Raw genomic sequence first — 25,024 nt, forward strand, 5'->3', positions numbered from 1 at the left:
CATCGCGCCGCCGCGCTAGGGTCGAGGCCTACGATCCGCAGGAGCGCGGCGATGACGATGATGGTCGCAGACGGTGTGCGTGGCCTCTCCCCGATGCCGCCTCCGCCGCCGCGCGAGGCGCCGGCCGGCGGCGCCCCGGCCCCGGTGCCCTCCGGGTCCTATCGCCCCGATCCGACGTACCACCCGCAGGTCCAGGCGCCCGCGGCCGGTGCCGGCGCCCCGCCCAACGGGCCCTACGCGATCCCCGCCGGCAGCACGCTGGGCGAGGTCGCCAGCGGTACCCAGGCGCAGCCGTTCGACGTCACGCTGTCGCAGCTGGCGACGGCCGTCTACGGCACCCGCGGCGCGCCGCCGGCCGGCTGGAACGAGGTCACCGACCAACAGCTGCAGGACCTGGGCGTGGCCGACCCGCAGGCCTGGCGGCTGCAGTACCTGGGCGCGAACGACAGCGTGCCGACCAACGACCAGGAATTCCGCGCCGAGGTCTATACCGACGGCCAAGGCAACTACGTGCTGTCCTACCGCGGCACCGCCGAGGGCGGCGCCGACTGGGACAACAACTTCCGCCAGGGCTTGGGCTACGAGACCCGCGACGGCGACAAGTTCGGCGTGACTGCGGTCAACACCGCGCGCGAGTTCGCACGCGTCTTCGGCGACGACCGCGCCGAGCCGTCCAACCTGGCGATCACCGGCCACTCGCAGGGCGGCGGCCTGGCCAGCGTCGGCGCGCTGGCCAGCGGCGTGCCGGCGGTGACCTTCGACGCGTCCGGCATCCACCCCAACACCCTCGACCGCATTGGCATCGACCCGCAGGCCGCACGCGATACCGCCGAGGGTGGCCAGATCCGCGCCTACTCGCTGTCGAGCGACGCGCTGACCAATGCGCAGGACAGCTGGGCGACCGGCCTGCTCGCGCCCGACGCGCTCGGCACGCAGATCGTCGTGAAGCCGGCCAGCGCCGACGAGCACCAGATGTTCACGAACTACGGTCCGACCGAGGGCTTCTCGCCGGGCCTGAGCGAAACGCTCAACACCGGTGTGGAGATCGCACGGCACACGCCGTTGCTGCCGTTCAATCCGGTTACAGGTCTGGTCACCGGCGGCGCGAACCTCGTCGGCAATGTGGCCTATGCCGCCATCAGCCACAGCCCCAACGCGCTGACCGCCGGCATGATCGAGCACCAGCCGTGGCAGGCGGGCTACGAGAACCCGTCCTCGCTCGGCCGCGACCTGCAGAACCTGCTGCCCGACGCGGCCAAGGACGACTACGCGCGCAACGTGCATGACTTCGCCACCGACGTCGACGCGGTCGTCGCCAACGAGTTCGCCAATGGCGACTACGTGCTCGGCGGCGCGCGCCTGGTCGGGGACCTGGCCGAGGGCGTGCTGAACTCGATCGGCGACACCGTCGACGGCTATGCCGACCAGCTCGCCGGCCAGGTGAAGGACAGCGTCGGCGGCTGGGCGGGCGACGTGCTGTCGGGGGCGATCGACGGCGCCGGCGATGTGGCCGAGTTCGCCACCGACGTCGCCGGTCAGGCAGCCGAGACGGTCGTCGACGGCGTGGGCTGGGTGGCGCAGGGGGCGACCAACCTCGTCGGCAGCCTGTTCGGGCGCTGAGCCCGGCGTGCCGGCGCTTGTGCCAGGCCGTGTTGGGAGGTTGGAATGCCCCGCATGCCCCATTTCCGCGTCATGCTGTCCGCCACCGTCCTCCTCGGCGCCGTCGGGTGCGCCCCGCCTTCCATGAGCAACGACGCCTTCAACAGCCCGTCGACTGCCTCGCTGGCCGATGCGGTCCGCCGCGACGACGCCGCCGAGGTCCGTCGCCAACTCCAGCAGGTGCCTGCCGACACGCCCGGCAGCCAGGGCGAGACCCTGCTGATGGAGGCGATCCGCCAGCGCCGCGCCGCGAGCGTGGAGGCATTGCTCGAGGGTGGCGCGGATCCCGACCGCGTCGACGCGCGCGGCGAGACACCGGTGCACGCGGCCGCGTTCTCCGGCAACCCGGCGATCCTGCGCAGCGTGCTCGCCCACGGCGGCGACAAGGACGCACGCAACCCGCACACCGGCGCGACGCCGCTGGTGCAGGCGCTGCTCTCGCCCGAGGCCGGCCAGGCCGAGGTGCTGCTCGAGGCCGGCGCCGATCCGGACATCGCCGACCGCAACGGCGACGTGCCGCTGCACGTCGCGGCGCGCACCAACGGCGGCGCGGCGATCCTCGCGCTGCTGCGCTCGGGTGCCGACCCGGAGGCGCGCAATTCGCGCGGCGACAGCTTCCAGGTCGAGTACTTCTCGTTCCCGGCCAATCTCCTCAGCGCCCGCGCGCGCGACGAGCGGCGCGAGATCGTCGCCTGGCTCAAGGCCCACGGCGTGCCGCTGGAGAAGAACGTCACCGACGCCGACTGAGCGCAGGGGCGCCGGTATCGTGCTTGCAGGGGCGCGAACCGTGACCTCGATCCCCTTTCGGGGCCGCAGCCTAGGGTTCGCACCAGCTGTCGCTGGCCGTCCAGACGCCTATCGTCGGGGTATCCGATTGCGAGGTGCGCGTCATGAGCCTGTCCCCGGTTTCCGGCAACAGCCACCCGATCGACACTTGGCGCGACCATGCGCTCGACCCCGCGCTGCGTGCGCAGACCGGTCAGCCGGCGAATGCGCCGCGCAGCCATGTCGACACCAGCGCCGGCTTCCCGCGCGGCGATGGCAGCTTCGCCAATGAGGTGAGGGGCACCGCGCCGCAACCCGAGCGCGATCTGCACTTCTCGTTGATGGCCAACGACAGCTACACGCTGAGCGGCCCCAACGGCGTCACCGGGACAGCCGCGGAAGCCGAACTGCAGGCCGCGGGCTGGCAGCGCCTGGTCCCCAGTGAGGACGGCAGCCATCTGGTCGATGCCCAGGGCAACCAGATTCCGATCTCCGCCGACAAGCTGCACGACGCGCAGACCGGCTTCGACGCCGCGATCTACCAGAACGCCGAGGGCCAGTACGTCGTCGCCTACCGCGGCACCGACAACTGGGGCCTGGGCCAGGGCGGCGATTCGCGCGCCAATGGCGGCCAGGGCCTGGGCATGCAGACCGCGCAGTACTCGCAGGCCATGGAACTGGCCCAGCTGGCCATGGACACCTTCGGCGACGGCAACGTCGCGATCACCGGCCATTCGCTGGGCGGCGGTCTGGCCTCGGCGGCGATGCTCGCCACCGATGCGCCGGGCGTGACCTTCAACGCCTCGGGCCTGAGCAACAACACGCTCGCCTCGCTGGGCTTCAATCCCAACGGCGCGCGCAGCGACCTGGCCGATAGCGGCCAGATCCGCCGCTACGTGGTCGACGGCGATCCGTTGACGCTCGCGCAGCAAGACCTGCCGGGGATCCTCGGCGTCTCACCGCCCGATGCCGTCGGCCATGAACTGCGTATCGATCCGCCCGCCGGGATGGGCCGCCTCGATCTGCTGGGCCTGCATGGCGGTGGCGGCGACCATCCGTCCTACGTCGAGTCGCTGCGCGAGAACACCGCGCGAGAACCCGCGGACCGCTCGGGTACCAACCTCGGCCTGGCGCTGAGCACCGTCGAGAACATCGGTGAGCACAACCTCAATCAGCTGGGCTCGCTCGCCAACGGGATCGGTGGGCTGTACCGGGATGGCAGCGCGACGGTGTCGGGCGCGATCGACGGGATCGGCGAGACGATCCGGACCGACCTCAGCGAAGGGCGCTATGTCGCGGGTGGCCTGTCGATCGCCGGCGATGTGGTCGACGGCGTGGTCGGGCTCGGCGGCGACGTGGTCGCCAACACGCTCGATACCGCGGGCGATGTCGTCGAGAATGTCGCCAACCTCGGCGGCAGCGTGTTGCGCGATGTCGGCGACCGCGTCGGTTTCGACGCGCCGTTCGACGCCGTGGCCAGCGGCATCGAGTGGACCGGGCGGGCCGTCGACAATGTCGCGGACACAGCCGGCGGCGGCGTGCAGTGGGGCTTGGACAAGCTTGGCGATGGCGCCAGCTGGCTGCTGGACAAGGCTGGCGACGGTGCGCAATGGGCGACCGACCGCGCGGCCGAGGGCGCGACCTGGCTGGGCGAGCGTGCTGTCGACGGGGCGTTGGCCGTGCGTGATGCAGCGGTGTGGACCGGCGAGCGCGTGGCCGACGGCGCCCGCGCCGTGGGCGATGCCGCAGCCTGGACCGGGGATCGCCTTGCCGAAGGCGGACGCTGGGTGGCCGAAAAGGCCAACCCCCTCAACTGGTTCCGCTGATTCCGTTGCGCATCGCGGCGATGCGGGGGCGATGACGCTGTCACGCACCATTCGTATCCGCGGCGCTAGGCTGTGCGCTTGTACCGCCAACGGGGCGCCGTCATGATCGAGTCGCTTTTGCCGTTGACCGCGCCCCGCACGCGCGCCTGGGTGTGTGCGCTGCTGCTGGTTGCCGCCCAGAGTGCCTGCGCCCGACAAGGACCGAACATGTCCCACGATCCGTCCACCGATCCCGGCACCGCCGCGCTGGCGCGTGCCGCCCACAGCGGCGATCTGGCCGACGCCAAGCGGCTGATTGCCGATGGTGCCAACCCGGACGCGACCGATGCCGACGGCACGCCGCTGCTGCAGGCCGCGATCCTGCGAGGCGACCGGCGCGCGTTCCAGACCCTGCTCGAGGCCGGCGCCGATCCTGCGGCCGCCGCTGCCAACGGCAACACCGCCCTGCACGTCGCCGCGATGCAGGACGATCCGACGTATCTCAAGGCGTTGCTGGCGCGCGGGCTGTCGCCCGACATGCCCAATGCGCGCAACGACGAGACGCCGCTGTTCAATGCGCTCGAAGCCCGCAACGACGATGCCATCGGCACTCTGCTCGCGGCCGGCGCCAAGGTCGATGCCACCGACCGCTACGGCGCGACGCTGCTGCACAAGGCCGCGCGCATCAACGCGACCGGCTGGGTGGTCCGCTTCCTCGAGGCGGGTGCCGATCCAACCGCGCGTGATCGTGTCGGCGCGACCTTCCAGCCGTCGTTCTTCCGTGCGCGCGACGCCGTGCTGACGCCGCAGGCGCGCAGCGACCGCGAAAAGGTCCGCGCCTGGCTGGTCGAGCGCCGCATTCCGGTCGAAGACAAACACTGAAGTCCAGCACCGAGCGCGCCGGTGCGTCCTGGCTAACGCCGCCAGACCACGCAGCGATTGTGCGCGGGCATCGCGATGTCGTCGACACGGCGCAGGCCGATTCCGGCGGCGAGCGCATCGACCGCCGCCAGGTCGCGCAGGCCCGACGCGGGGTCACGCGCCTTGAGCCAGGCATCGAATGCGGCATTGCTGTCGCTGGTGAAGCGGCCATCGATGTTGAAGGGCCCGTAGACGACCAGCGTCGCCTCGGATGCGAGCACCCGGTCGAGCCCGGCGAAGCAGGCCTCGACCGCCGGCCAGTCCATGATGTGCAGCGTGTTGGCGGTGAACGCGGCATCGAAGCGGCCGTCGGCCGCCTCCGACACCGGCCACGGACCGGCGGTCACGTCGAGTTCGACCGGCGGCGGCGTGCTGGGCAGGCCGGCGTCGCCCAGCCACTGCGCAATGCCCGGCAGTTGTTCGACGCGATCGGAACAGTGCCAGCGCAGGCCGGGCAGCGCCTGGGCAAAGTGCACCGCATGCTGGCCGGTCCCGCTGCCGATCTCGAGCACATGCGTGTGCATCGCGAACGCATCGCGCAGCACCGCGAGGATCGGATCGCGGTTGCGCTCGCAGGCGGGCGAGAACGGCTTGTCGGTCGACGGCATGGACGGTGGCCTCGCGGGGCGCCCCATCGTAGAGCGCTCAGCCTGTCGTCGGCCAGCGTGGTCCGCGTCGCAGGCGCACCGGCCCTGGCGGTGGCGCACTCGCATCGATGACGGCACCGTGCTGGGTGACCGACACCGCGCCGACACGCGCCAATGCAGTGGCCACTTCGCGAATGGCCGGCATCAGCGCGCGCCAGTCGCCGCCCGGCCGCAACGCACGCGCGACTTCCGACGGACAGATCGACGCCTCGGCCGCGCGTCCGGCCAGCAGCCCGAGTATGCGCTCGCGCAACACGGCGGCGTCTGCATCGGACATCGCTTCAGATCGGCTGCAGCAGCCGTAGCCCGAACCAGTCCTGGGGGTCGTTCCAGCCATGCGTCACCCGCAGGCCGGCCGCTCGCGCGAGCGCGGCGAACGAGACATCGGTGTACTTCTGGCTGACCTCCACATCCATCGCCTCGCCGGCCTCGAACGCGAACGCCTGGCCGCCCACACGCACCGTCTGCGCACGCTCGCTGACCAGCGCGGTCTCGATGCGCAGACGCTCGCGCACGTAGACCGCGCGATGGTGAAACGCCTGGAGGTCGAAGTCGCTGCCGATCTCGCGATTGAGCCGTGCCAGCAGGTTCAACGTGAACGCCGCGGTGACGCCGGCCAGATCGTTGTACGCCGCCTCGATCACCGCCGGGTCCTTGTCCAGGTCGATGCCGATCAGCGCGCGGCCGTCGTCGCCCATCGTGCGGCGCATCGAGGCCAGCAGCCGCACGGCCTCTTCATCGCCGAAGTTGCCGAGCGTGGAGCCAGGAAAGAACACCAGCGTGCGGCTGGCGGTGCGCGCGGCAGCCGGCAGTGGCACCGGCACGGTGAAGTCGGCGCACACCGGCAGCATCTCGACGTCGGGATGATGCTGGGACAGCCGCGTGACGCTGTCCATCAGCGCGGTGCGCGAGATCTCGATCGGGGTGTAGGCGACCGGATCCTCGAGCCCGTCGAGCAGCAGCTCGGTCTTGCGCCCGCTGCCGCTGCCGAACTCGACCACGTGCACGCCTGCGCCGATCGCCTGGGCGATCGTGTCCATGCGCGCCTCGAGCAGCGCAAGCTCGGTGCGTGTGAGGTAGTACTCGGGCTGGCGGGTGATCGCCTCGAACAGACGCGAGCCTTCGGCATCGTAGAAGTACTTGGACGGCAGCCGCTTGGGCGTGCGCGACAGGCCGGCGATGGCGTCGGCAGCGATGTCGTCGGGACGCGGACGCAGGTCGGTCAGCGCAGCCTGCGCGCGGGCGCGGGCGGTGGCGGCGTTCATGGAGAATCCTTGGCCAGGCGCAGGCCGGCGAATTGCCAGCGCGCGTCGGAGGGGAAGAAATTGCGATAGCTGGCGCGCACGTGATCGGCTGGCGTGGCGCAACTGCCACCGCGCAGCACCCACTGCGCATCCATGAATTTGCCGTTGTACTCGCCCAGCGCGCCCGGCCACGGCCGATAGCCGGGATAGGCGGTGTAGGCGCTGTGGGTCCATTCCCAGACATCGCCGAACAGCTGCTGCAGGCCGGTGTCGGATGCGTCCGGCACGCGAGGATGCAAATTGCCGGCATCAACGAAGTTGCCCTCGACCGGCAGGCCGGCGGCGGCCTGCTCCCACTCGAACTCGGTCGGCAGCCGCGCACCGGCCCAGCGCGCGAACGCATCGGCCTCGTAGTAGCTCAGATGGCACACCGGCGCACCCGGGTCGAGCGTGCGCCAGCCGCCGAGGGTGAACTCGCGCGTCAAAGCCTCGTCCCAGTACAGCGGCCGCTGCCAGCCCTCGGCCTGCACGCGCGCCCAGCCGGCGCTCAGCCACAGGCCGACAGTGCGATAGCCGCCATCTTCGACGAACGCCCGGTACTCGGCGTTGCTGACCGGCCGGCTGGCCAACGCATGGGTCGGCACCAGCACGCGGTGTCGCGGCGACTCGTTGTCGTAGGCAAAGCCCGCCGTGCCCGGCCAGCCGGCGTGGCCGATCTCGACCACGCGCTCTTCGCGCGTCATCCAGCGCAGCGGTGCCGCCGTGCCGGACGCGGTCGGCAGGTCCTCGCGATAGGCCGGTGCGATCGGGTTGGACCAGAACGCATGCTTGATGTCGGTCAGCAGCAGCTCCTGGTGCTGCTGCTCGTGCTGCAGGCCCAGTTCGACGATGTCGAGCCGGGCGTCGTCGAGGTCGCCCGAGGCCAGCCGCGCACGCAGGCGCGCGTCGACCGCCTGGCGGTAATCGCGCACCTGCGCGAGCGTCGGTCGCGACAGCAGCCCGCGGTGTGGGCGCGCATGCATCGGCCCGACGCTCTGGTAGTAGCTGTTGAACAGGAAGTCCCAGGCTGGGTCGACCTCGCGATAGCCCGCGTCGGCAGCCAGCACGAAGCGTTCGAAGAACCACGTCGTATGCGCCAGGTGCCACTTGGTCGGACTGGCGTCGTCCATGCTCTGGACCATCGCATCCTCAGGCCCGATCGGCGCGGCGAGCGCGGTCGTGCGGGCACGCACCCGGTCGAAGCGGGCGCGCAGGCGCGCGGCGCGCTCGCCGGTCGGGACGCGGTCGGAAAGCGCTTGCGGGGACGGCGGCGGCGACATCCGCACAGCTTAGGCACCGGCCGTGACGGCGCCGTTAGCCGTGCACGGACCACCGCGTCTCGCATGCTGCGAACCCGCTGCGGCAAGATGGCGCGATGACTGCAGCGCCCGCCGACTTCCGCCTCTACCCGTCCAACACGCTGGAAGTGCTGGCCGGGCTGCTGGCCGCCGAGCTGCGGCAGCCGGTGTCGGGCGGGTCGATCCTCACCCCCGAGGTCGTGTTGATCCCGCAGGTCGCCATGCGCCGCTGGCTGCAGGCGACGCTGGCCGCCGAGCACGGCGTGGCCGCCAACCTCGAGTTCCTGACGCCCGGCGAGTTCGTCGCCCGTGCGCTCGTGGCCAACCTGGGTCCAGCGCAGGACGAACTCGACGCCGCGAGCCTGCGCTGGCGGCTGTACGCCGCGCTCGTCGACCCTGGCGTGCTGGCACAGCCGGCACTCGCGCCGCTGGCCGCGTACCTCGCCGGCGATGACGCGCTGCGGCCATGGGCGCTTGCCGGCGAGCTGGCCGGCGTGTTCGAGAAGTACCAGGCCTGGCGGCGCGACTGGCTGCTGCGCTGGGAAGGCGGCGCCGATCCCGACGATCCGCAGGCCGCACTGTGGCGGCATGTCGCCGCCGGTCACGCCACCCGCGCGCGCCGCATCCAGACCTATCTGGACCGCTTCTCCGGCGAGCACGCGGCGTTGCCGCACGGCCTGCCGCGCCGGATGTTCGCGTTTGCCACGCTCAATGTCTCGCCCGACGTGCTGCGCGTGCTGGCGACCCAGGCACGCGTGGGCACGTTGCACTTCTACCTGCCCACGCCCGCGCGCGGCTACTGGGGCGATCTGCAGGCGCTGGCCCCGCATCGGCGCGCACACGCCGACGCGGCGTTCGATGCCGCGCTGCTGGCAGGCAACGCCGATGACAACCGCCTGCTGCAGGCCTGGGGCGCGGCGGGCCGGGACTTCATGGCGCTGCTGGGCAGCTATGAGGTCGTACATCCGCGCGCCGAGATCGAGGTCTACGCCGATCCGCTCGAGTCGGGCCAGCGCCCGCTCGACGCAGGCGGCCTGGGCGACACCTTGCTGCGGCGGATGCAGAGCGACCTGTTCCGCCGCGCCCCGCCGCCGGTGCCTGCGCCGCGCCCCGCGCCCGAACTGCGCGACCCCAGCCTGCAGGTGCATGCCTGCCATACCCGCCTGCGCGAACTGCAGGTGCTCCACGACCAACTGCGCGGCCTGCTCGAGGACCCGCGCTTCGACCCGCCGCTGCAACCGCGCGAAATCGCGGTGCTCGCCCCGGACATCGACCCCTACGCCCCCTACCTCGAAGCCGTCTTCGGCGAATCAAAACCGGGGTGCGAGTCGGGTTTTGACGGAAAATACCCCTCAGACCCCGGGTTTGGGGGGATGGGGGTGCCGTACGCGCTCGCCGACACCAGTCCGCTGGCGGGCGAGCCGCTGGCCGAGGTGTTCGTGCGGCTGCTGGGTCTGCCGGTGTCGCGCTTCGGGCTCAACGAGGTCCTGGACCTGCTCGCCAGTCCGCCGCTGGCGCAGGCCGCGGGGCTGGATGCGGCGGCTTTCGAGCGCCTGCACGGCTGGCTGCAGGCCGCCGGCGCGCGCTGGGGGCTCGACGGCGCCCACCGCGCCGCGCACGGGGCGCCCGACGACGAGGCCTATACCTGGGCGTTCGCGCTCGACCGCCTGCTGCTGGGCCATGCCAGTGGCAGCGACGACACGATCGCGGGCATCGCCCCATGGCCGGCGCTCGAAGGCGGCGCGCTCGACGCGCTCGACACCCTGATCCGGCTGCTGCGCGTGCTCGGCAGCGCGCAACGCGACTTGGGCGAGGCGCTGACCGCCGCCGCCTGGCGCGAACGTCTGCTCGGCCTGCTCGACACGCTGCTGCCCGACAGCCCGGCCGCCCCGGCCACCCAGCGCGCGCTCGAGCGGCTGCGACGGCTGATCGACGCCTTCGCCGCCGATGCCGCGCGCGCGGGCGTCGAGACGCCGGTGCCGGCCGACGTCGTGCGCGCGCACTTTGCGCAGTTGCTGGCCGAGGCCGATACCCGCGCGCCACTGCTGACCGGCGGCATCAGCGTCGGCCGCATGGTGCCGATGCGCCTGCTGCCGTTCCGGGTGATCTGCCTGTTGGGCATGAACGACGGCGACTTCCCGCGGCGCGACACCGCTGCCGGCCTCAACCGGCTCACCGCGGAGCTGGGCACGACCCGGCGCCGCCATGGCGACCGCTCCACCCGCGAGGACGATCGCTTCCTGTTCCTGCAGCTGTTCGCCTCGGCGCAGGACGTGTTCTACATCAGTTACCTGGGCGCGGACGCGCGCGACGGCAGCGTGCGCGAGCCCTCGCCGCTGGTCGCCGAATTGCTCGCCACCGCCGCGACCTACCACGCCGACCCGCAAGCCGCCGCCGCAGCGCTGACGGTACCCCATGCGCTGCAGCCGTTCGCGCCAGCGGCCTTCGGCGCCGACGGCGATCCGCGCCGCTTCAGCTATCGCGCGCAATGGCAGCCGGCCGCGGCACGCATCGGCGGCGCGCGGACGGACCTCGCGCCATGGTGTGCGACGCCGCTGCCGCCGCGCACCGCTGCCGCCGCGCTGTCGCCGGCCGACGCCGCGCTTGCGCTCGACGCACTGCGCCGCTTCCTGGTCGCGCCGGCGGCGCAATTCCTGCGCGAACGCCTGGACCTGCGCTTGGCCGACGAGGCCGAAGTCGGCCAGGATGTGGAGCCGCTGCTGGTCGCCGGCAGTGGCCTGGAGCGGGCGGCGTTGCACCAGCAGGTGTTCGAAGCACTGCTCGCCGGCCAGGACGCCGGCCTCTACGAGCACCTGCGCGCCCGGGCGCTGTTGCCATCCGGCCCGCTGGGCCGAGGCCAGCTCGAGGCGCTGGTGGCGTCGCTGCGCCCTTACGCCGATGCCTTCGCCGATTGGCGCGGCGACGCCATGCCGGACACGCGGCATGTCGACATCGCGCTCGACGGCCTGCGCCTCCAGGGCCGGCTCGGCAGCGTGTACCCGGCAGGCATCGCGCACGTGCGCCTGGGTGCGCTCAACGGCCCGACCGCGATCCGGCAGGGCCTGGACTGGCTGCTCGCGAGCGCCGCGGGCCTCGACCTGCCGCTGGTGCGCTTCCACGAGACCAAGGACTCGGGCATCGGCCCCTTCGTGCGCGCGCCACTGCCGCCCGACGCGGCGCGCGATGCGCTGCGCGCCCTGCTCGAATTGCGGCACGACGGCCTGCAGGCGCCGCTGCCGTTCGGCCCTTACAGCGGCTGGGAGTACTTCAGCGCCGCCGATGCCGACAGGGCAGCGAAGGCCGCGACCGCGAAGTGGCGGGGCGGCGACCGGCAATGGGGCGAGGGGCGCGGCGATGCGTACCGACTCGCGCTGCGCGGTCGCGACCCGTTCGCCGATCCGGCCCTGTTCCGGCAGTTCGCCCAGATCGCCTTCCGTGTGTTCTCGGCCGTCGAACTTGGCCGCGTGCATGCCGGCTTCGAGGACGGCCGCCGCTTAGACGTCGAGACCGACGTGGAGGTGGAGGCATGAACGCGTCCACGTCCGCCTCCATCGATCCGTTTCTGACGCTGCCGCTGGCCGGCACACAGCTGATCGAGGCCAGCGCCGGCACCGGCAAGACCTTCACCCTGGCCACGCTGGTCACCCGGCTGGTGGTCGAGCGCGGCCTGCGCATCGGCCAGATCCTTGCGGTGACATTCACCGAGGCCGCGACGCAGGAGCTGCGCAAGCGCATCCGCGAACGCCTCGTACTGGCTGCCCGGCTGGTCGACGCGCCGGCCGGCGATGATCAAGCGTCCGACGCCGCACTCAGCCGCGCGGTGATCGCCGCGCACCTGGCAACCGGCGAGGAGTCCGCTGCCGCTTTGCAGCGTCGGCTGCAGCAGGCCGCCGACGAGATCGACCTCGCCGCGATCTTCACCATCCACGGCTTCTGCGCTCGCGTGCTGCGCGAACACGCGCTCGAGAGCGGGCAGAGCTTCGCCGCGCCCGAACTGCTGGCCAGCGACCGCGCGCTGCGCGAGGAACTGGCCGCCGATCTGTGGCGCAGCACCGCTGCCGATGCAGACGACGCCGCGTTGTTGATGGGCCTGTGGAAAGGCGGCCCCGACGACATGGCGCGCGACCTTGGCCCGTTGATCCGCGAGCCGGTGCTGCGACCACCGGCCGGACCGCCGCAACCCGATCCGCGCCCTGCGCGCGACGCCGCAGTGCAGGCCCTGATCGCCGCGATCGATGCGCACATCGAGGATGCGCAGGCAGCGGTCGCAATGGCATTCGACGGCAAAGTCTTCGACGGCCGTCGCGCGCGCCGGCCCAGTTTCGACAAGGCCTTCCAGACACTGCGCGACGGCCGCGCGCTTTCGCACTGGGTGATGGACGACAAGACCCATCTCGACAAACTGCTGCCAGCCCGGCTGTTGGACTTCTGCAAGGACGACACGCAGTCGAAGGTGCCGTGCTCACCGTTGTTCGACGCGCTGCACACCTGGTCCAACGCCGATCGTGTTGCACAGGATTGGCTCGAACAGGCGAAGACGCGCCTGCTTCACCGCCTGCGCAACGCGGCACGCGCACGCCTGGCCCAACGCAAACAGCAACTGCACGTGCAGACCTACGATGATCTGATCGACGGCGTTGCCGATGCCCTGCACGGGCCGCATGCACAGGCGCTGGTGCAGCGCCTGCGTGCGCAGTACGCGGTCGCGCTGGTCGACGAGTTCCAGGACACCGACACACGGCAATGGGGCATCTTCCGCACCGTGTTCGGCGATTCCGAGGCAGCGCGGGAGGGCGGGTTCGAACCGGCCCTGTTCCTGATCGGCGATCCCAAGCAGGCGATCTACGGCTTCCGCGGCGGTGATGTGCAGACCTACCTGCTCGCCGCTCGCGATGCCGTTGCCGCGCCACCGCTCGACCGCAACTTCCGTTCGCGTCCGTCGCTGCTCGCCGCGATCGAAGCGCTGTACGCGCAGGCCGGTGAGGACGCATTTGTCGATCGGCACATTCGGTTCCATCGTGTGCTGCCGGGCACGACGCGTACGGATGCCGATTTCCAGCGCGACGGCGCCCATGCGCCCGCCCTGACGCTGTGGCAGGCACCGGCCCCGCCGGCCAACGACGCGGGCAAACGCAAGCCCCACAGTGCCGATCGCGCGCGCGAACTTGCGACCGCCGCCTGCGTCGCTGCGATCCACGCGGTGCTGAGCGAAGCGCGCGCCGGCACCGCCACGCTCGATGGCGCCCCAGTGCAGCCGGGCGACATCGCAGTACTCGTGCGCAAGCACAGCGAAGCCACACGGATCCAGCAGGCGCTGGCGGCGGTCGGCATTCCCGCGGTCGCCGCCGGCAAGCAGAGCCTGTTCGCCACACCCGAGGCGCACGAGGTGCTCACGCTGCTGCTCGCGCTGCTGCACACTGCCGATGACAGCCGCCTGCGCGCGGCGCTGGCGACGGTGCTGCTGGGCGTTGATGCGGCCGGCATCGCTGCGCTCGACGACCATGCCGACGCGCATCGCGGCTGGCAGCTGCGCGCGCTGGCCTGGCGCGAGCGTTGGCAGCGCGGCGGTCCGCTGGCGCTGATCGCCGACCTGTGCGCCGACAACGGCCCGCGCCTGCTCGGCCTGCTCGACGGCGAACGCCGGCTGACCAACTACCTGCAACTGGGCGAACTGCTGCAGCAGGCCGATGCACGTGCACTGGGGCTGCAGGGCTTGGTCGATTGGCTGGGCCAGCAGATCGCCCGCGCCGATGCCGACGACGAGGCCCAGTTGCTGCGCCTGGAATCGGACGCGCGCCGGGTGCAGATCGTCACCCTGCACAAGAGCAAGGGCCTGGAATACCCGCTGGTGTTCCTGCCGTTCGTCGGCATCGGCAGTCGCCCACCCGATCCCGGCCGCGCCTGCCTGGTCGCCGATGCGGCCGGCGACCGTGCGCTGTGCTGGAAGCTGCAGGCCGACACATCCGGCTGGGACGCCGCGCGCAACGCGTGGATCGACGCGCAGCGCGCCGAGGACGCACGCCTGCTCTACGTCGGCCTGACCCGTGCCGAACACGCGTTGTGGATCGCGACCGGCGATTTCTACAACGCGCGCCAGACCGCACTGGCGCCGATGCTCGACGGCCTGCCCGACACGCCCTGCATCGTGCGCGACGTTACCTCGCCGGCGACACTGCCATGGCTGCCGCCGGTCGAGGCCGGCGAGCGCCCCGCCGCGCGGACCGCCGTGCGTGCGATCGCACCCGACTGGTGGGTCTACAGCTTCACCCAGCTCGCCAATGCCGACAGCGGCGCGCAGGACGCCTCCACGCGTGCCACCGTCGCCGCGGCCGGTGGCCAGGACGAGCCTGAAGGCGAACCCGCGCCCGAGATGCCCCGCGCGGACGACCACGACCCGCGCTTTGCCGGCAACCGCTTCGGCGTGGTGCTGCACGAGGCCTTGGAACTCGGCGACTTCGCGGCCTGGCGCGCATGGCGCGCGGGCGACCCGGCACCGACCGGGCAACGCGACGTCATCGAAGCGGCGCTGCGCGGCGGCGGCTACGCGGCCGAGGACATCGACGACGGCGTGGCGGTGCTGACCGCGCTGATCGGCCCCACGCTCACCATCGCGCTGCCCGAGGGGGTGCGGCTGTGCGACGTGCCCGTCGACGCGCGCCGGGCGGAGATCGAGTTCCAGTTCGCACTGCAGCCCACCGCAGTCGAGGCGATGCTTGCGCTGCTGCATGCCCACGGCGTGGCGACCGGCCGCAGCGGTTTCGGCCTGCGCCGCACGCTCGAGGGCCTGATGACCGGCCTGATCGACCTGACCTACACCGTGGATGGCCGCTGGTACGTGCTCGACTACAAATCCAATCGCCTGCCTGGCTATGACGCACCCACGCTGCAGCGCGCAATGGTGCACAGCGAGTACGACCTGCAGGCGCTGATCTATACGCTCGCCCTGCATCGCTGGCTGCGCTTTCGTCTGGGCGACGGTTACGACTACGCGCGCGACTTCGGCGGCGTGCGCTACCTGTTCTGCCGCGGTCTGGTCCCCGACCGCGACCCGTCCGCGGGCGTCCACGCGCAGCGCTTCGCGCCGGCGTTGGTGGACGCGCTCGACGCACTGTTCGCCGGCAGGCCTGGGGTCGGCCCGGGTGCGCGCGCATGACCGCCAGGACCGACACCATGCGCGAGGCCGCAGCGCCCACGGGGTCACGCCCGCCCAACCTGCTCGCCGCGCTGCAGCGCAGTGGCGCGTTGCGCGCACTCGACTTCGAGCTGGCACAGCGCCTGCGGCGGCTCGCCCCGGAGACACCCGATGCGGTGCTCGCGGCCGCGGCGCTGGCCTCGCTGGCGGTTGCCAACGGCCATGCCGGCTTCGATCCGGCGCGCCCGCGGCTGCTGGTCGATACCGATTTGGACTGGCCCGCGCCCGACGCCTGGTACGCGCTGCTGCGCGAAACGCGCTGGGTCGGCCGGCCCGCTGATCCGCTCGCCCCATCGGCGACGGATGTCCCGCTGGTCCTCGAGCCGGCCGATGCCGCGGGCGGCCTGCTGTATCTGCGTCGCTACCGCGAGTACGAGGCGGGCCTGGCCGCGGGCCTGCGCCGCATCGCGGCGCAGCCACTCGATGCAGCCGATCCGCCGTCGGTCGGCGATCCCTTTGCCACGCTGTTTCCCGACGCGCAGACCGGCGACGACCGCCAGGCCCGCGCCGCCGCGCTGGCGCTGCGCCGTGCGCTGCTGCTGGTCACCGGCGGGCCCGGGACCGGCAAGACCACCACCATTGCCCGTCTGTTGGTGCTGCGCATCGCCCAGGCCTTGCGCGGTGGGCGGCCACTGCCGCGCATCGCGCTGGCGGCGCCAACCGGCCGCGCCGCCGAACGCATGGCCGAGAGCCTGCGTCGGGCCGTGCAGGGATTCGTCGGCACCCTCGATCCGGAGCTGCGCGCCGCGCTGCCCGGCGCCCTGCCCGACACCGCCAGCACACTCCACCGCCTGCTCGGCACGGTGCCCGACAGTCCCGCATTCCGCCACCACGCGGCAAATCCGCTGCCGCTGGACCTGCTGGTCGTCGACGAAGCCTCGATGGTCGACCTGCCGCTGATGGCCAAACTGGTCGATGCCGTCGCAGACCGCACCCAGCTGATCCTGCTCGGCGATGCCGACCAGTTGCCGTCGGTGGAGGCCGGCGACGTGCTGGCCGCCATCCTCGCCGCCGCGGGCCCCGGTCACGCGGTGCAGGCCGACGATGCGCGCGCACTGCAGCCGCTGCTCGGTACGGCCACGCCCGTCGACCCCGCCACTGGCCGCTTGCACGGCCATCGCGTGCAACTGCAGCGCGGCTACCGCCAGCACGCCGGTTTCGACCTGGCCCCACTGGCCGACGCCGCGCGCGATGGCGATGCCGACACTGTGCTGTCGCTGTTGCGCGGCGGCCGGTTGCGCGGCGTGCACTTCCACGAGGACATGTCCGACGCGCTCGACGCGCACCAGGACACGCTGCTCGCACACTGGCGCAGTCTCGCCGAGGCCCCCGATCCTGCGGCGGCGCTTGCGCAGTCGCAGCGATTGCGCCTGCTGACCGCGGTGCGCGAAGGCCCGCAAGGCGCGCGTGGCCTCAACGCCCAGATCGAAGCATTGCTGTCGGGCCGCCGTCTCGGCCCGGCACCTGCCTGGTTCCATGGCCGCCTGCTGCTGATCACCGAGAACAGCTACCGCCATCGCCTGTTCAACGGCGACATCGGCATCTGCTGGCGCGACGGCGCCGACACGCCGATGGCCTGGTTCGCGGGCGACGCCCCCGGCGAGGTGCGCGCGTTTCATCCTGCCGCGTTGCCTGCGCACGAGAGCGCGTTCGCGATGACCGTGCACAAGGCCCAGGGCAGCGAGTTCGATGAGGTGTGGCTGCAGTTGCCGCGCCACGACAGCCGCGTGCTCTCGCGCGAACTGATCTATACCGCGATCACTCGCGCGCGCAGCCGCCTGCACATCGCCGGCAGCGCACAGGTGCTGCGCGACGCGCTCGCGCGGCATGCGGTGCGGATGTCGGGGCTGGCGTGGCGGCTGGGAGGCACAGACCCCCAGGCACTCCCGCCGCCCGCGCGCGACGCCGATCCCGTTCCCGCCCAAGGCGCGCTGTTCTAGCACGAGGTGCCCATGGCGGCGCGTGCACCCCAAGGGTCTGCCCCAGCTTGTCGGCGCCCGTTGCGCCCGGAAAGCTGCACAGGTCCAGACACGGGTGCGCCCCATGAGCATCACTTCCATCGCTGGCGGCGCTGCCGCTGCCATCGGCGCGGTTGCCGCCACACCGGCGCGCGACGATCCACGGTACGCGCAGATCGTCGATACGCTGGTGTCGCCCGACGCCACGCAGGCGCAGCGCGATCACGCCTACGATCTCGTCGCCGGCCTCGAGACCGCAGACGACACCCCGCTGACCGACGCGGTGCTGACAGAGCGCGCCGCGCAGGCGATCGCCGACGACCGGACCATCCCGGTCGTCGTCGCAGAGGTCGCGCCGCTGGTGGCGCCGGGCACCGCGCTCGGACCGTTCCCGTCCAGCGATGCGGCCGCCATCGATATGATGACGTACTCCAATCCACTGTCGATTGCGGCCAACCTCGAGAACGGCGGGCTGATCTTCCGCGATCCCGACGGCAATCACTTCTTCGTGACCACACCGATGGGCGGCACGCTCGACGGCTTCGATCCCGGCCAGGTGCCGCAGCCCGACGGCATGGCGCTGGTGGCCTGCTACCACGGCCACGCCGACTACTCGAAGACCGACGGCTCGCGGACGGACAAGGCCGGCGACGAGTTCAACAGCGACCACTTCTCGGCCCAGGACAAGCGCCTGGCCGACCGCGGCTTCTGGGGATCGGTGATCTACGTGTCGACGCCGAGCGGCGATTTCCGCAAGTATGATGCGGCCACGCGCCAGGACACCGTCATCAACTGACGGCGCGAAGCGGGCCCTTGGGCACCGCCCCCCGAGTGCCGGAGGTCGTTCCATGGTCTTCAACAGGATTCTGCTCATGAGCACGCTTGCGTTCGCTTCTCTCGCCCACGCCGGCGCCACCGGCGGCTCGGCCGAGATCGTCCTGGATGGCGCCCGTGCCGCCGCGCTGGCCGCGGCCATCCCCGTGTTCCGGGACAAGCAGCCGGAGGCCGACCTCACCAAGTTCCGCGTCCACGTCCATCCCGCCGACCAGGGGACCTTCCAGGTCGTGTTCGAACCCCAGCAGGCCGACGAGGGCGCCCCCCTGCTCGGTGGGCGCACCGCACACGGCCGCGAACTCAACGTGTGGATCAACGCGGCCGACAACACCCTCGACAGGATCGCGTTCGCGCGCTGAGGCACCGGGCGGACGGTCAGGTCCGACGACGATCGGCGGCGCGACGCGCTGCCACGGTGGCCCGCGATGGTCGTGGACAGCACCGCGCTTGACCTTCCCACGATGGGAAGGCTTAGGCTGGCTGCAGCTGTCAGCCTTTGCGGAAGTTCCCATGGCCTCTCCCGGTTCCCCAACGCCCTCGGACGCAGCGATCGACCTGCCGATCGCCGGCATGACCTGCGCAAGCTGCGTCGGTCGAGTGGAAAAGGCCTTGGCCAAGGTGCCAGGCGTGGGGCGCGCGTCGGTCAATCTGGCGACCGAGCGTGCGCACATCGTGCCGGCCGGGCCGCTCGACCGGGCGGCGCTGGTGCAGGCGGTCGAGGGGGCCGGCTATGCGGTGCCCGCCACCACGCTGACGCTCGCGATCGAGGGCATGACCTGCGCCTCGTGCGTGGGCCGTGTGGAAAAGGCCCTCGCGGCGGTGCCCGGCGTCGAGTCCGCGGCAGTGAACCTGGCGACCGAGCGGGCCACTGTGCGCGGGACGGCCGCGATCGAGGCGCTGATCGCGGCGGTCGATCGGGTCGGCTACACGGCCCGACCGGTGGGACATGGCCGCGACGACGATGCCAGCGCTGCGCGCAAGGACGACGAACGCACCCGCCTGCGCCGGGACCTGATCCTGGCCACCGCGCTCGCGTTGCCGGTGTTCGTGCTGGAGATGGGGGCGCACACGATTCCCGGCATGCACGACTGGGTCATGACCCACATCGGCATACGCACGAGCTGGTATCTGCAGTTCGCGCTGACGCTGCTGGTGCTGGCCGTGCCAGGCAGGCGCTTCTATCGGCACGGCATTCCCGCCCTGCTGCGGCTGGCGCCGGACATGAACTCGCTGGTCGCGGTCGGCACCGCGGCCGCATTCGGCTACTCGGTCGTCGCCACGTTCGCGCCCGGCCTGCTGCCCCCCGGCACGGTCAACGTCTACTACGAGGCCGCGGCAGTGATCGTCGCGCTGATCCTGCTCGGGCGCTTCCTGGAGGCGCGGGCCAAGGGCCGCACCTCCGAAGCGATCCAGCGGCTGGTCGGCCTGCAGGCGCGCGTCGCGCACGTCCGTCGTGCCGGCGCGACGGCCGACATCCCGGTCGACGACGTGGTGTTGGGCGATATGGTCGAGGTGCGTCCCGGCGAGCGGATCCCGGTCGACGGCGAGATCGTCGAAGGGCGCAGCTACGTCGACGAATCGATGATCACCGGCGAACCGGTGCCGGTCGACAAGACCCTCGGCAGCGCGGTGGTCGGCGGCACCGTCAACCAGCAGGGCGCGTTGACCATGCGCGCGACCGCCGTCGGCGCCGACACCACGCTCGCGCAGATCATCCGCCTGGTCGAGCAGGCGCAAGGCGCCAAGCTGCCGATCCAGGCGGTCGTCGACCGGGTGACGCTGTGGTTCGTGCCCGCGGTCATGCTCGCGGCGCTGCTGACCTTCCTCGCCTGGCTGTGGCTGGGCCCGGCGCCGGCGCTGGGCTTCGCACTGGTCAACGCGGTGGCGGTGCTGATCATCGCCTGCCCCTGCGCGATGGGCCTGGCGACGCCGACCTCGATCATGGTCGGCACCGGCCGCGGTGCCGAACTCGGCGTGCTGCTGCGCAAGGGCGAGGCGCTGCAATTGCTCAAGGACGCGCGCGTTGTGGCGGTGGACAAGACCGGCACGCTGACCGAAGGCCGTCCGCTGCTGACCGACCTCGTGGTCGCCGACGGCTTCGAACGCGACCGCGTGCTGGCGCAGGTCGCCGCAGTCGAAGCGCGCTCCGAGCACCCGATCGCACGTGCCATCGTCGATGCCGCGACCGACCGCAATCTCGCGACGGCCACCGCCCAGGGCTTCGAGTCGATCACCGGTATGGGCGTGCGCGCACACGTCGACGGCGCACGCGTCGAAGTCGGCGCCGATCGCTTCATGGGCACGCTCGGCCTGGACGTTGCCATCTTCGCCGACACCGCGCAGCGCCTGGGCGACGAAGGCAAGTCGCCGTTGTACGCCGCCATCGACGGTCGATTGGCCGCCATCGTGGCGGTCGGCGACCCGATCAAAGCCAGCACGCCTGCGGCCATCGCCGCGCTGCACGCGCTCGGCCTGCAGGTGGCGATGATCACCGGCGACAACGCGCGCACCGCGCAGGCCATCGCCCGGCAGTTGGGCATCGACGAGGTCGTGGCCGAGGTGTTGCCCGCGGGCAAGGTCGAGGCGGTACGCCGGCTGCGGGCGCAGCACGGCCGCATCGCCTTCGTCGGCGACGGCATCAATGACGCGCCCGCGCTGGCCGAGGCCGACGTGGGCCTGGCGATCGGGACCGGTACCGACGTGGCGATGGAATCGGCTGATGTGGTGTTGATGTCGGGCAGCCTGCAGGGCGTGCCCAACGCGATCGCGCTGTCGCGGGCCACGCTGGGCAACATCCGCCAGAACCTGTTCTGGGCCTTCGGCTACAACACCGCGCTGATCCCGGTCGCTGCCGGCGTGCTCTATCCGGCCTACGGCGTACTGCTGTCGCCGATCTTCGCCGCTGGGGCGATGGCGCTGTCGAGCGTGTTCGTACTCGGCAATGCGCTGCGGCTGCGTCGATTCCAGCCGCCGCAGGCCACGCCCGCCTTGGCCGCATCCGCAGGCGCCGCGCCATGAACATCGGCGACGCCGCCCGCGCGTCCGGGGTCTCGGCCAAGATGATCCGCTATTACGAGCAGACCGGCCTGATCCCCGCGCCCGCCCGCACCGCCGCCGGCTATCGGGCCTACGACCAGGACGATGTCCACCGCCTGCAGTTCGTTCGCCGCGCCCGCGACCTCGGGTTCTCGGTGGCCGAGATCGCCGACCTGCTGGGCCTGTGGCACGACACCGCGCGCCACAGCGCCGACGTCAAGCGCCTGGCACAGGACCGTATCGCCGAACTCGAACGGCGCATGCGCGACCTGCAGCAGATGACCGACACGCTCCGCACGCTTGTCGACTGCTGCGCCGGCGACGACCGGCCCGACTGCCCGATCCTCGACCAGTTGCAACAACCGGTCTGCGGACCCGTGGACGACAGCCCACGGACCGGCGCCGTCCGTCGGCGCCCGAGCGCACCAGGGGCGACGCGACCTGCGCCGAAACGGACGCGGCCGCGCTAGCGCAGGCAGAGGCGTCGCGCGATCGTCTGCCTACACAGCAGGACGACGATGGCGACCTGGCGATGCAGGCCGCAACGCGCGCGCCAAGCTTAGTCTTCGCGCGGCGGAAAGCCCGCCTCGCGCAGCGCCGCGACGACGGCCTCGCGCGAGGCCGAGGTCTGCACGACCACCGTACGGTTCGGCGGATCGGCCTCCACGCCCGCCTGCGCATCGACCGACTGGATCGCCTTGGTCACCGATCGCGCGCAACCGCCGCAGGTCATGTCGTCGAGATGGAACTGCATGGCGGGCTCCTTGGGATGCGTTGGCAGCAGTGTGCGGCTTGCCACCGTGGGAAGGTCAAGCGCGACCGCGCGCCGTCGACCCCATCGGGCGCCTTGGCCCGTTCGCACGCAGGCTGGTAACGTCGAGCCGCCGATGCGGTTCGGCCCGACACCGATCCAGGCGATCACAAGGGAGTGCATCCAGATGAAGCATCCAGGCAAGTTGCTCCTCGCCAGCGCCGCGGTCGCGATGCTGGCGGCCTGCTCGTCGAACGTCGACGCCCCTGCCAGCACGACCACTCGCACGTCCAGCGACCGCCCCGGAGCACCCCCGATTCTGATCCGCAACGCCGAGCGATCCATGGTGGCCCATCAGGCCCTGATCGAAGGCCGACTGCACGCAGACCCCGCCGGCTGCCTGCGGATCGGCGACGACAGCGGCCCGCTGATCATCTGGCATCACGACAGCCGCCTGGAGCGTGGGGCCGACGGCCGCGTCCAGGTCATCGACGGCTTCACCGGCCACGCGGCCTCGATCGGCGAGAACATCGCCCTGGGCGGTGCGGGCGGGCCGAACGCGCCCGCGCGCGTCATCCCGGAGATGCCGGCTGCATGCGCGACCGGCGAGTACTGGATGGCCGGGCAACTGATGAATGCGGCCGAGTACCAAGCGCTGCGTCAGCGGCGAGCGGATCAGGCGCCGCCCGGTGCCCAGTGATCATCATGACATCGCTCCCGAACAGAAACAGCGCAACTGAGCCCGTGTGAATCATTGCACGCGAAACGACAGGACGCGCAGCTGTTCTCGCAGCCGATGAAGCACCACGAGCCCCATCACTGCCTTGCGGTAAATCCCACGCGTCGTTCAAAGCTCGGGGGGCGGATAACGTTCGGACAGAAGGTGGGCGACGTGCTTTCTCAGCGACTCCGACATCGGCGCGCCGAACCGATCACTCATCATGAAACCCGCATTCGTGCAGTTGTTGACGATCACTCGCGTACGATGCTCTGGGCGCTCGACATACCAACCGGGAAGCGCAAGAACAGGAATCACACGCGCACCTTCGGCGCCAGCGCTGCGCAGGAACCTTTCCAACCAATCGGCCTGGTAATCAGCCTGCTCGATCGGTTTTGTTTCGACATGTTTCGGAAAGACGAGCCGTCGCCCATCGTATCGAACACAAGCGGAAGCTCTGCCTCTCTCTCCCGGTTTTCGGCGTGATTTCGTCTCAATGGCGAACACTGCGCTGCGTGCGACGACGATGTGGTCGATGTTGTAACGATCCGCCGGGAAATCATGGAACACCATGGCACCCTCAGCGATCAGTGGCGTCAAGCAATGTGCAACTGATAGCTCGGCATGCAGGCCGTCGAGAGCGTGACGTCGCCGTCTGGCATGTCGAATCAGCTTCCAGAGCAGCCAGCTCATCATCAACGCAAGTACGACCACAAACACGATATCGCCGGTGCCAAAGCGAAACTGACGCCAATCGATACCTGCATGGCTGAGGCGGGCCAACAACCATGCGGACAACAAGATGGGGCCGACTGCCACCATGGTGCCAGTCGCCTCGTAGAGCTTCTCTTCATCTGTCGCGATTCGCTTACGTAAGCTCTCCCCCGGTAGGTTCATCCACTGCACAGTGAGGGGTGAGCGGCGCTTGTCGAGTTTCCGAACGCACCGCCATGTAAGCAGCCCGGCAATCACAACCAGCATCGGGATGAAGACCGCGCCCAGCAAAATGAGATGTTCCATCGGCAATCCGTACCGTCCTCTGGTACCGCCATAGTTGCCCGTACCTGCGAGAGGCGCAATCTCACGTGCATTTCGAAATGGGACTTCTGTCCTGCCGGGCCGATGTAGAGCGTGCCGGCATCGGTCTGAGAAAAGTCAAACCCGGAATGCCATTGCGCTCTTCAGCGCGTCATTGATCCATCGAACGTCCAAGGCACACGCCCGCCGCGTTCGCCAGCACGTCGACGTGGCCGTGGCGCAGTGCATCGATGCCCAGGATCACCGCAGGCCGCTCGGCCAGGCCCAGCACCGAGAACACCGGCAACGCGCTGATCCGCACTTCCGTGGCGGCGAGCTGCCAGTCGCCGATCGCCAGCGCCGGCAGCGTGTAGAGCCATGTCTCGACCACCTGCTCGGCGATGCCGCGGGTGCCCGCGTCACGTCGGCGCAGCCGAGTGTCGTCCTCGGTCACCCCCAGCGCCCGGGCAGCGGGCAAATTGAGCACGGTCTGCGCAGCGCCGGTGTCGACGACGGCGGTCACCTGGACCTCGTGTGGGCCGTCGCGCAATTGCGCCGGCACGAACGCGAAGCGCTGCAGGCCGGCAGCGCGCTGCGGCAGCGCGTTGTCCAGGCACTCGGCACGCGCCAGGCTACCGGGTGGAGCGAGCAGCAGCTCGCCGGCCGGCAGATCGAAGCGCAGGTCGAAACGCGCCATCAGATCGTTGCCCAGGATGCCCTCGATCGGCGGCGCATCGCCCTCGGCGAGCTGCGACAGGTCCATCGCCAGCAGCTGCGCCTTCCATGCGAAGTCGCCGGCCGACAAGGCCTGCAGCGCGGTCACCCGGGTGGCGACCGCACTGCCGCCGGCGCCCTGGATCGTCATCTCGCGCGACGCCGGCGCGAGCAGCCCGAAGCGTTCGGCCAGTGCGGCATCGACGACGCTGGCGCCCGCCGCGGTGTCGATGACAAAACTCAGCGGACGCGCGACACCTTCGATCTGCACCTGCACGCGCGGGTGCTTGCCGACGAGGCGCATCTCGATGCGGTGAGTCTGACTTGCGGGAATCGAAGGTGATGCGGCGGCGGCGCAGTGGGCGTCCAGAGCCAGGGACAGCAAGCAAGTGGACAGCAGGAAGCGGAGCGACATGAGGGCACCTC

General features: G+C 71.0%; 19 protein-coding genes. 12 read left to right on the forward strand and 7 right to left on the reverse strand.

The genetic code is table 11. From position 1 onward, the window contains the following. Nucleotides 1-51 precede the first annotated feature (51 nt). From ABE488_RS09535 to ABE488_RS09550, 4 genes are all read left to right on the forward strand, one after another. Nucleotides 52-1,620, forward strand: a complete 1,569-nt coding sequence (locus tag ABE488_RS09535; RefSeq protein ID WP_346448072.1) for an Mbeg1-like protein — start codon at nucleotides 52-54, stop codon at nucleotides 1,618-1,620. A 123-nt stretch (nucleotides 1,621-1,743) separates the two neighbouring features. Then, nucleotides 1,744-2,406 carry an ankyrin repeat domain-containing protein gene (locus ABE488_RS09540; protein ID WP_346448074.1) on the forward strand — a complete coding sequence of 221 codons (663 nt, stop codon included), beginning with the start codon at nucleotides 1,744-1,746 and terminating at the stop codon, nucleotides 2,404-2,406. A gap of 143 nt (nucleotides 2,407-2,549) precedes the next feature. Continuing rightward, entirely contained in the window at nucleotides 2,550-4,250 is a 1,701-nt protein-coding gene (locus tag ABE488_RS09545) for an Mbeg1-like protein (RefSeq protein ID WP_346448075.1), read from the forward strand. A gap of 102 nt (nucleotides 4,251-4,352) precedes the next feature. Continuing rightward, complete coding sequence (locus tag ABE488_RS09550; protein WP_346448077.1) at nucleotides 4,353-5,111, forward strand: ankyrin repeat domain-containing protein; 759 nt, start codon at nucleotides 4,353-4,355, stop codon at nucleotides 5,109-5,111. 32 nt (nucleotides 5,112-5,143) lie between these two features. Here the strand turns inward: ABE488_RS09550 and ABE488_RS09555 are convergent, their stop codons facing one another. Genes ABE488_RS09555 through egtB form a run of 4 tightly spaced genes read right to left on the reverse strand, consistent with a single transcriptional unit; the run spans nucleotide 5,144 to nucleotide 8,360 of the window. Beyond that, on the reverse strand, nucleotides 5,144-5,758 hold the full coding sequence (locus ABE488_RS09555; RefSeq protein ID WP_346448078.1) for a DUF938 domain-containing protein: 615 nt from the start codon (nucleotides 5,756-5,758) through the stop codon (nucleotides 5,144-5,146). A 37-nt stretch (nucleotides 5,759-5,795) separates the two neighbouring features. Further along, nucleotides 5,796-6,074 (reverse strand): DUF3253 domain-containing protein, encoded by a 279-nt coding sequence (locus ABE488_RS09560; RefSeq protein WP_346448080.1) that lies wholly within the window; start codon nucleotides 6,072-6,074, stop codon nucleotides 5,796-5,798. A gap of 4 nt (nucleotides 6,075-6,078) precedes the next feature. Then, nucleotides 6,079-7,062, reverse strand: coding sequence for an L-histidine N(alpha)-methyltransferase (gene egtD / locus ABE488_RS09565; RefSeq protein ID WP_346448082.1), 984 nt, complete (start codon nucleotides 7,060-7,062; stop codon nucleotides 6,079-6,081). Continuing rightward, nucleotides 7,059-8,360: an ergothioneine biosynthesis protein EgtB gene (gene egtB / locus ABE488_RS09570; protein ID WP_346448084.1), complete on the reverse strand. Its 1,302-nt coding sequence runs from the start codon at nucleotides 8,358-8,360 to the stop codon at nucleotides 7,059-7,061. The genes egtD and egtB overlap by 4 nt, the downstream gene beginning before the upstream one ends. Before the next feature lie 95 nt (nucleotides 8,361-8,455). Here egtB and recC point away from each other — a divergent pair, with 95 nt between their 5' ends. The 7 genes from recC (at nucleotide 8,456) to cueR (ending at nucleotide 21,868) form a co-directional block, all read left to right on the forward strand. Next, entirely contained in the window at nucleotides 8,456-11,908 is a 3,453-nt protein-coding gene (recC, locus tag ABE488_RS09575) for an exodeoxyribonuclease V subunit gamma (protein ID WP_346448086.1), read from the forward strand. After that, a complete protein-coding gene (locus tag ABE488_RS09580; protein ID WP_346448087.1) occupies nucleotides 11,905-15,531 on the forward strand; it encodes an exodeoxyribonuclease V subunit beta in 3,627 nt (1,208 codons plus the stop codon). Before recC ends, ABE488_RS09580 begins: the two co-directional genes overlap by 4 nt. Beyond that, nucleotides 15,528-17,510, forward strand: a complete 1,983-nt coding sequence (gene recD, locus ABE488_RS09585) for an exodeoxyribonuclease V subunit alpha (RefSeq protein WP_346448089.1) — start codon at nucleotides 15,528-15,530, stop codon at nucleotides 17,508-17,510. Before ABE488_RS09580 ends, recD begins: the two co-directional genes overlap by 4 nt. A 103-nt stretch (nucleotides 17,511-17,613) precedes the next feature. After that, nucleotides 17,614-18,324 (forward strand): DUF4329 domain-containing protein, encoded by a 711-nt coding sequence (locus ABE488_RS09590; protein WP_346448090.1) that lies wholly within the window; start codon nucleotides 17,614-17,616, stop codon nucleotides 18,322-18,324. A gap of 76 nt (nucleotides 18,325-18,400) precedes the next feature. After that, complete coding sequence (locus ABE488_RS09595; protein WP_346443629.1) at nucleotides 18,401-18,721, forward strand: hypothetical protein; 321 nt, start codon at nucleotides 18,401-18,403, stop codon at nucleotides 18,719-18,721. Nucleotides 18,722-18,872: 151 nt separating this feature from the next. Further along, nucleotides 18,873-21,380, forward strand: coding sequence for a heavy metal translocating P-type ATPase (locus ABE488_RS09600; protein ID WP_346448092.1), 2,508 nt, complete (start codon nucleotides 18,873-18,875; stop codon nucleotides 21,378-21,380). Beyond that, on the forward strand, nucleotides 21,377-21,868 hold the full coding sequence (cueR, locus tag ABE488_RS09605) for a Cu(I)-responsive transcriptional regulator (protein WP_346448093.1): 492 nt from the start codon (nucleotides 21,377-21,379) through the stop codon (nucleotides 21,866-21,868). Before ABE488_RS09600 ends, cueR begins: the two co-directional genes overlap by 4 nt. Before the next feature lie 89 nt (nucleotides 21,869-21,957). Here the strand turns inward: cueR and ABE488_RS09610 are convergent, their stop codons facing one another. Continuing rightward, nucleotides 21,958-22,152, reverse strand: a complete 195-nt coding sequence (locus tag ABE488_RS09610) for a heavy-metal-associated domain-containing protein (RefSeq protein ID WP_346443626.1) — start codon at nucleotides 22,150-22,152, stop codon at nucleotides 21,958-21,960. Between ABE488_RS09610 and ABE488_RS09615 the strand changes: the two genes are divergently transcribed. Next, complete coding sequence (locus tag ABE488_RS09615) at nucleotides 22,151-22,849, forward strand: hypothetical protein (protein WP_346448095.1); 699 nt, start codon at nucleotides 22,151-22,153, stop codon at nucleotides 22,847-22,849. The two genes, ABE488_RS09610 and ABE488_RS09615, sit on opposite strands and share 2 nt — an antisense overlap. A 147-nt stretch (nucleotides 22,850-22,996) precedes the next feature. Here the strand turns inward: ABE488_RS09615 and ABE488_RS09620 are convergent, their stop codons facing one another. Both ABE488_RS09620 and ABE488_RS09625 read right to left on the reverse strand, forming a co-directional pair. Next, nucleotides 22,997-23,887: a nuclease-related domain-containing protein gene (locus ABE488_RS09620; RefSeq protein WP_346448097.1), complete on the reverse strand. Its 891-nt coding sequence runs from the start codon at nucleotides 23,885-23,887 to the stop codon at nucleotides 22,997-22,999. 169 nt (nucleotides 23,888-24,056) lie between these two features. After that, nucleotides 24,057-25,013 carry a retroviral-like aspartic protease family protein gene (locus ABE488_RS09625; RefSeq protein ID WP_346448099.1) on the reverse strand — a complete coding sequence of 319 codons (957 nt, stop codon included), beginning with the start codon at nucleotides 25,011-25,013 and terminating at the stop codon, nucleotides 24,057-24,059. Nucleotides 25,014-25,024: the final 11 nt, after the last annotated feature.

Origin of the sequence: Luteimonas sp. TWI662 (assembly GCF_039673825.1) — a bacterium.
Taxonomy (GTDB): domain Bacteria; phylum Pseudomonadota; class Gammaproteobacteria; order Xanthomonadales; family Xanthomonadaceae; genus Luteimonas.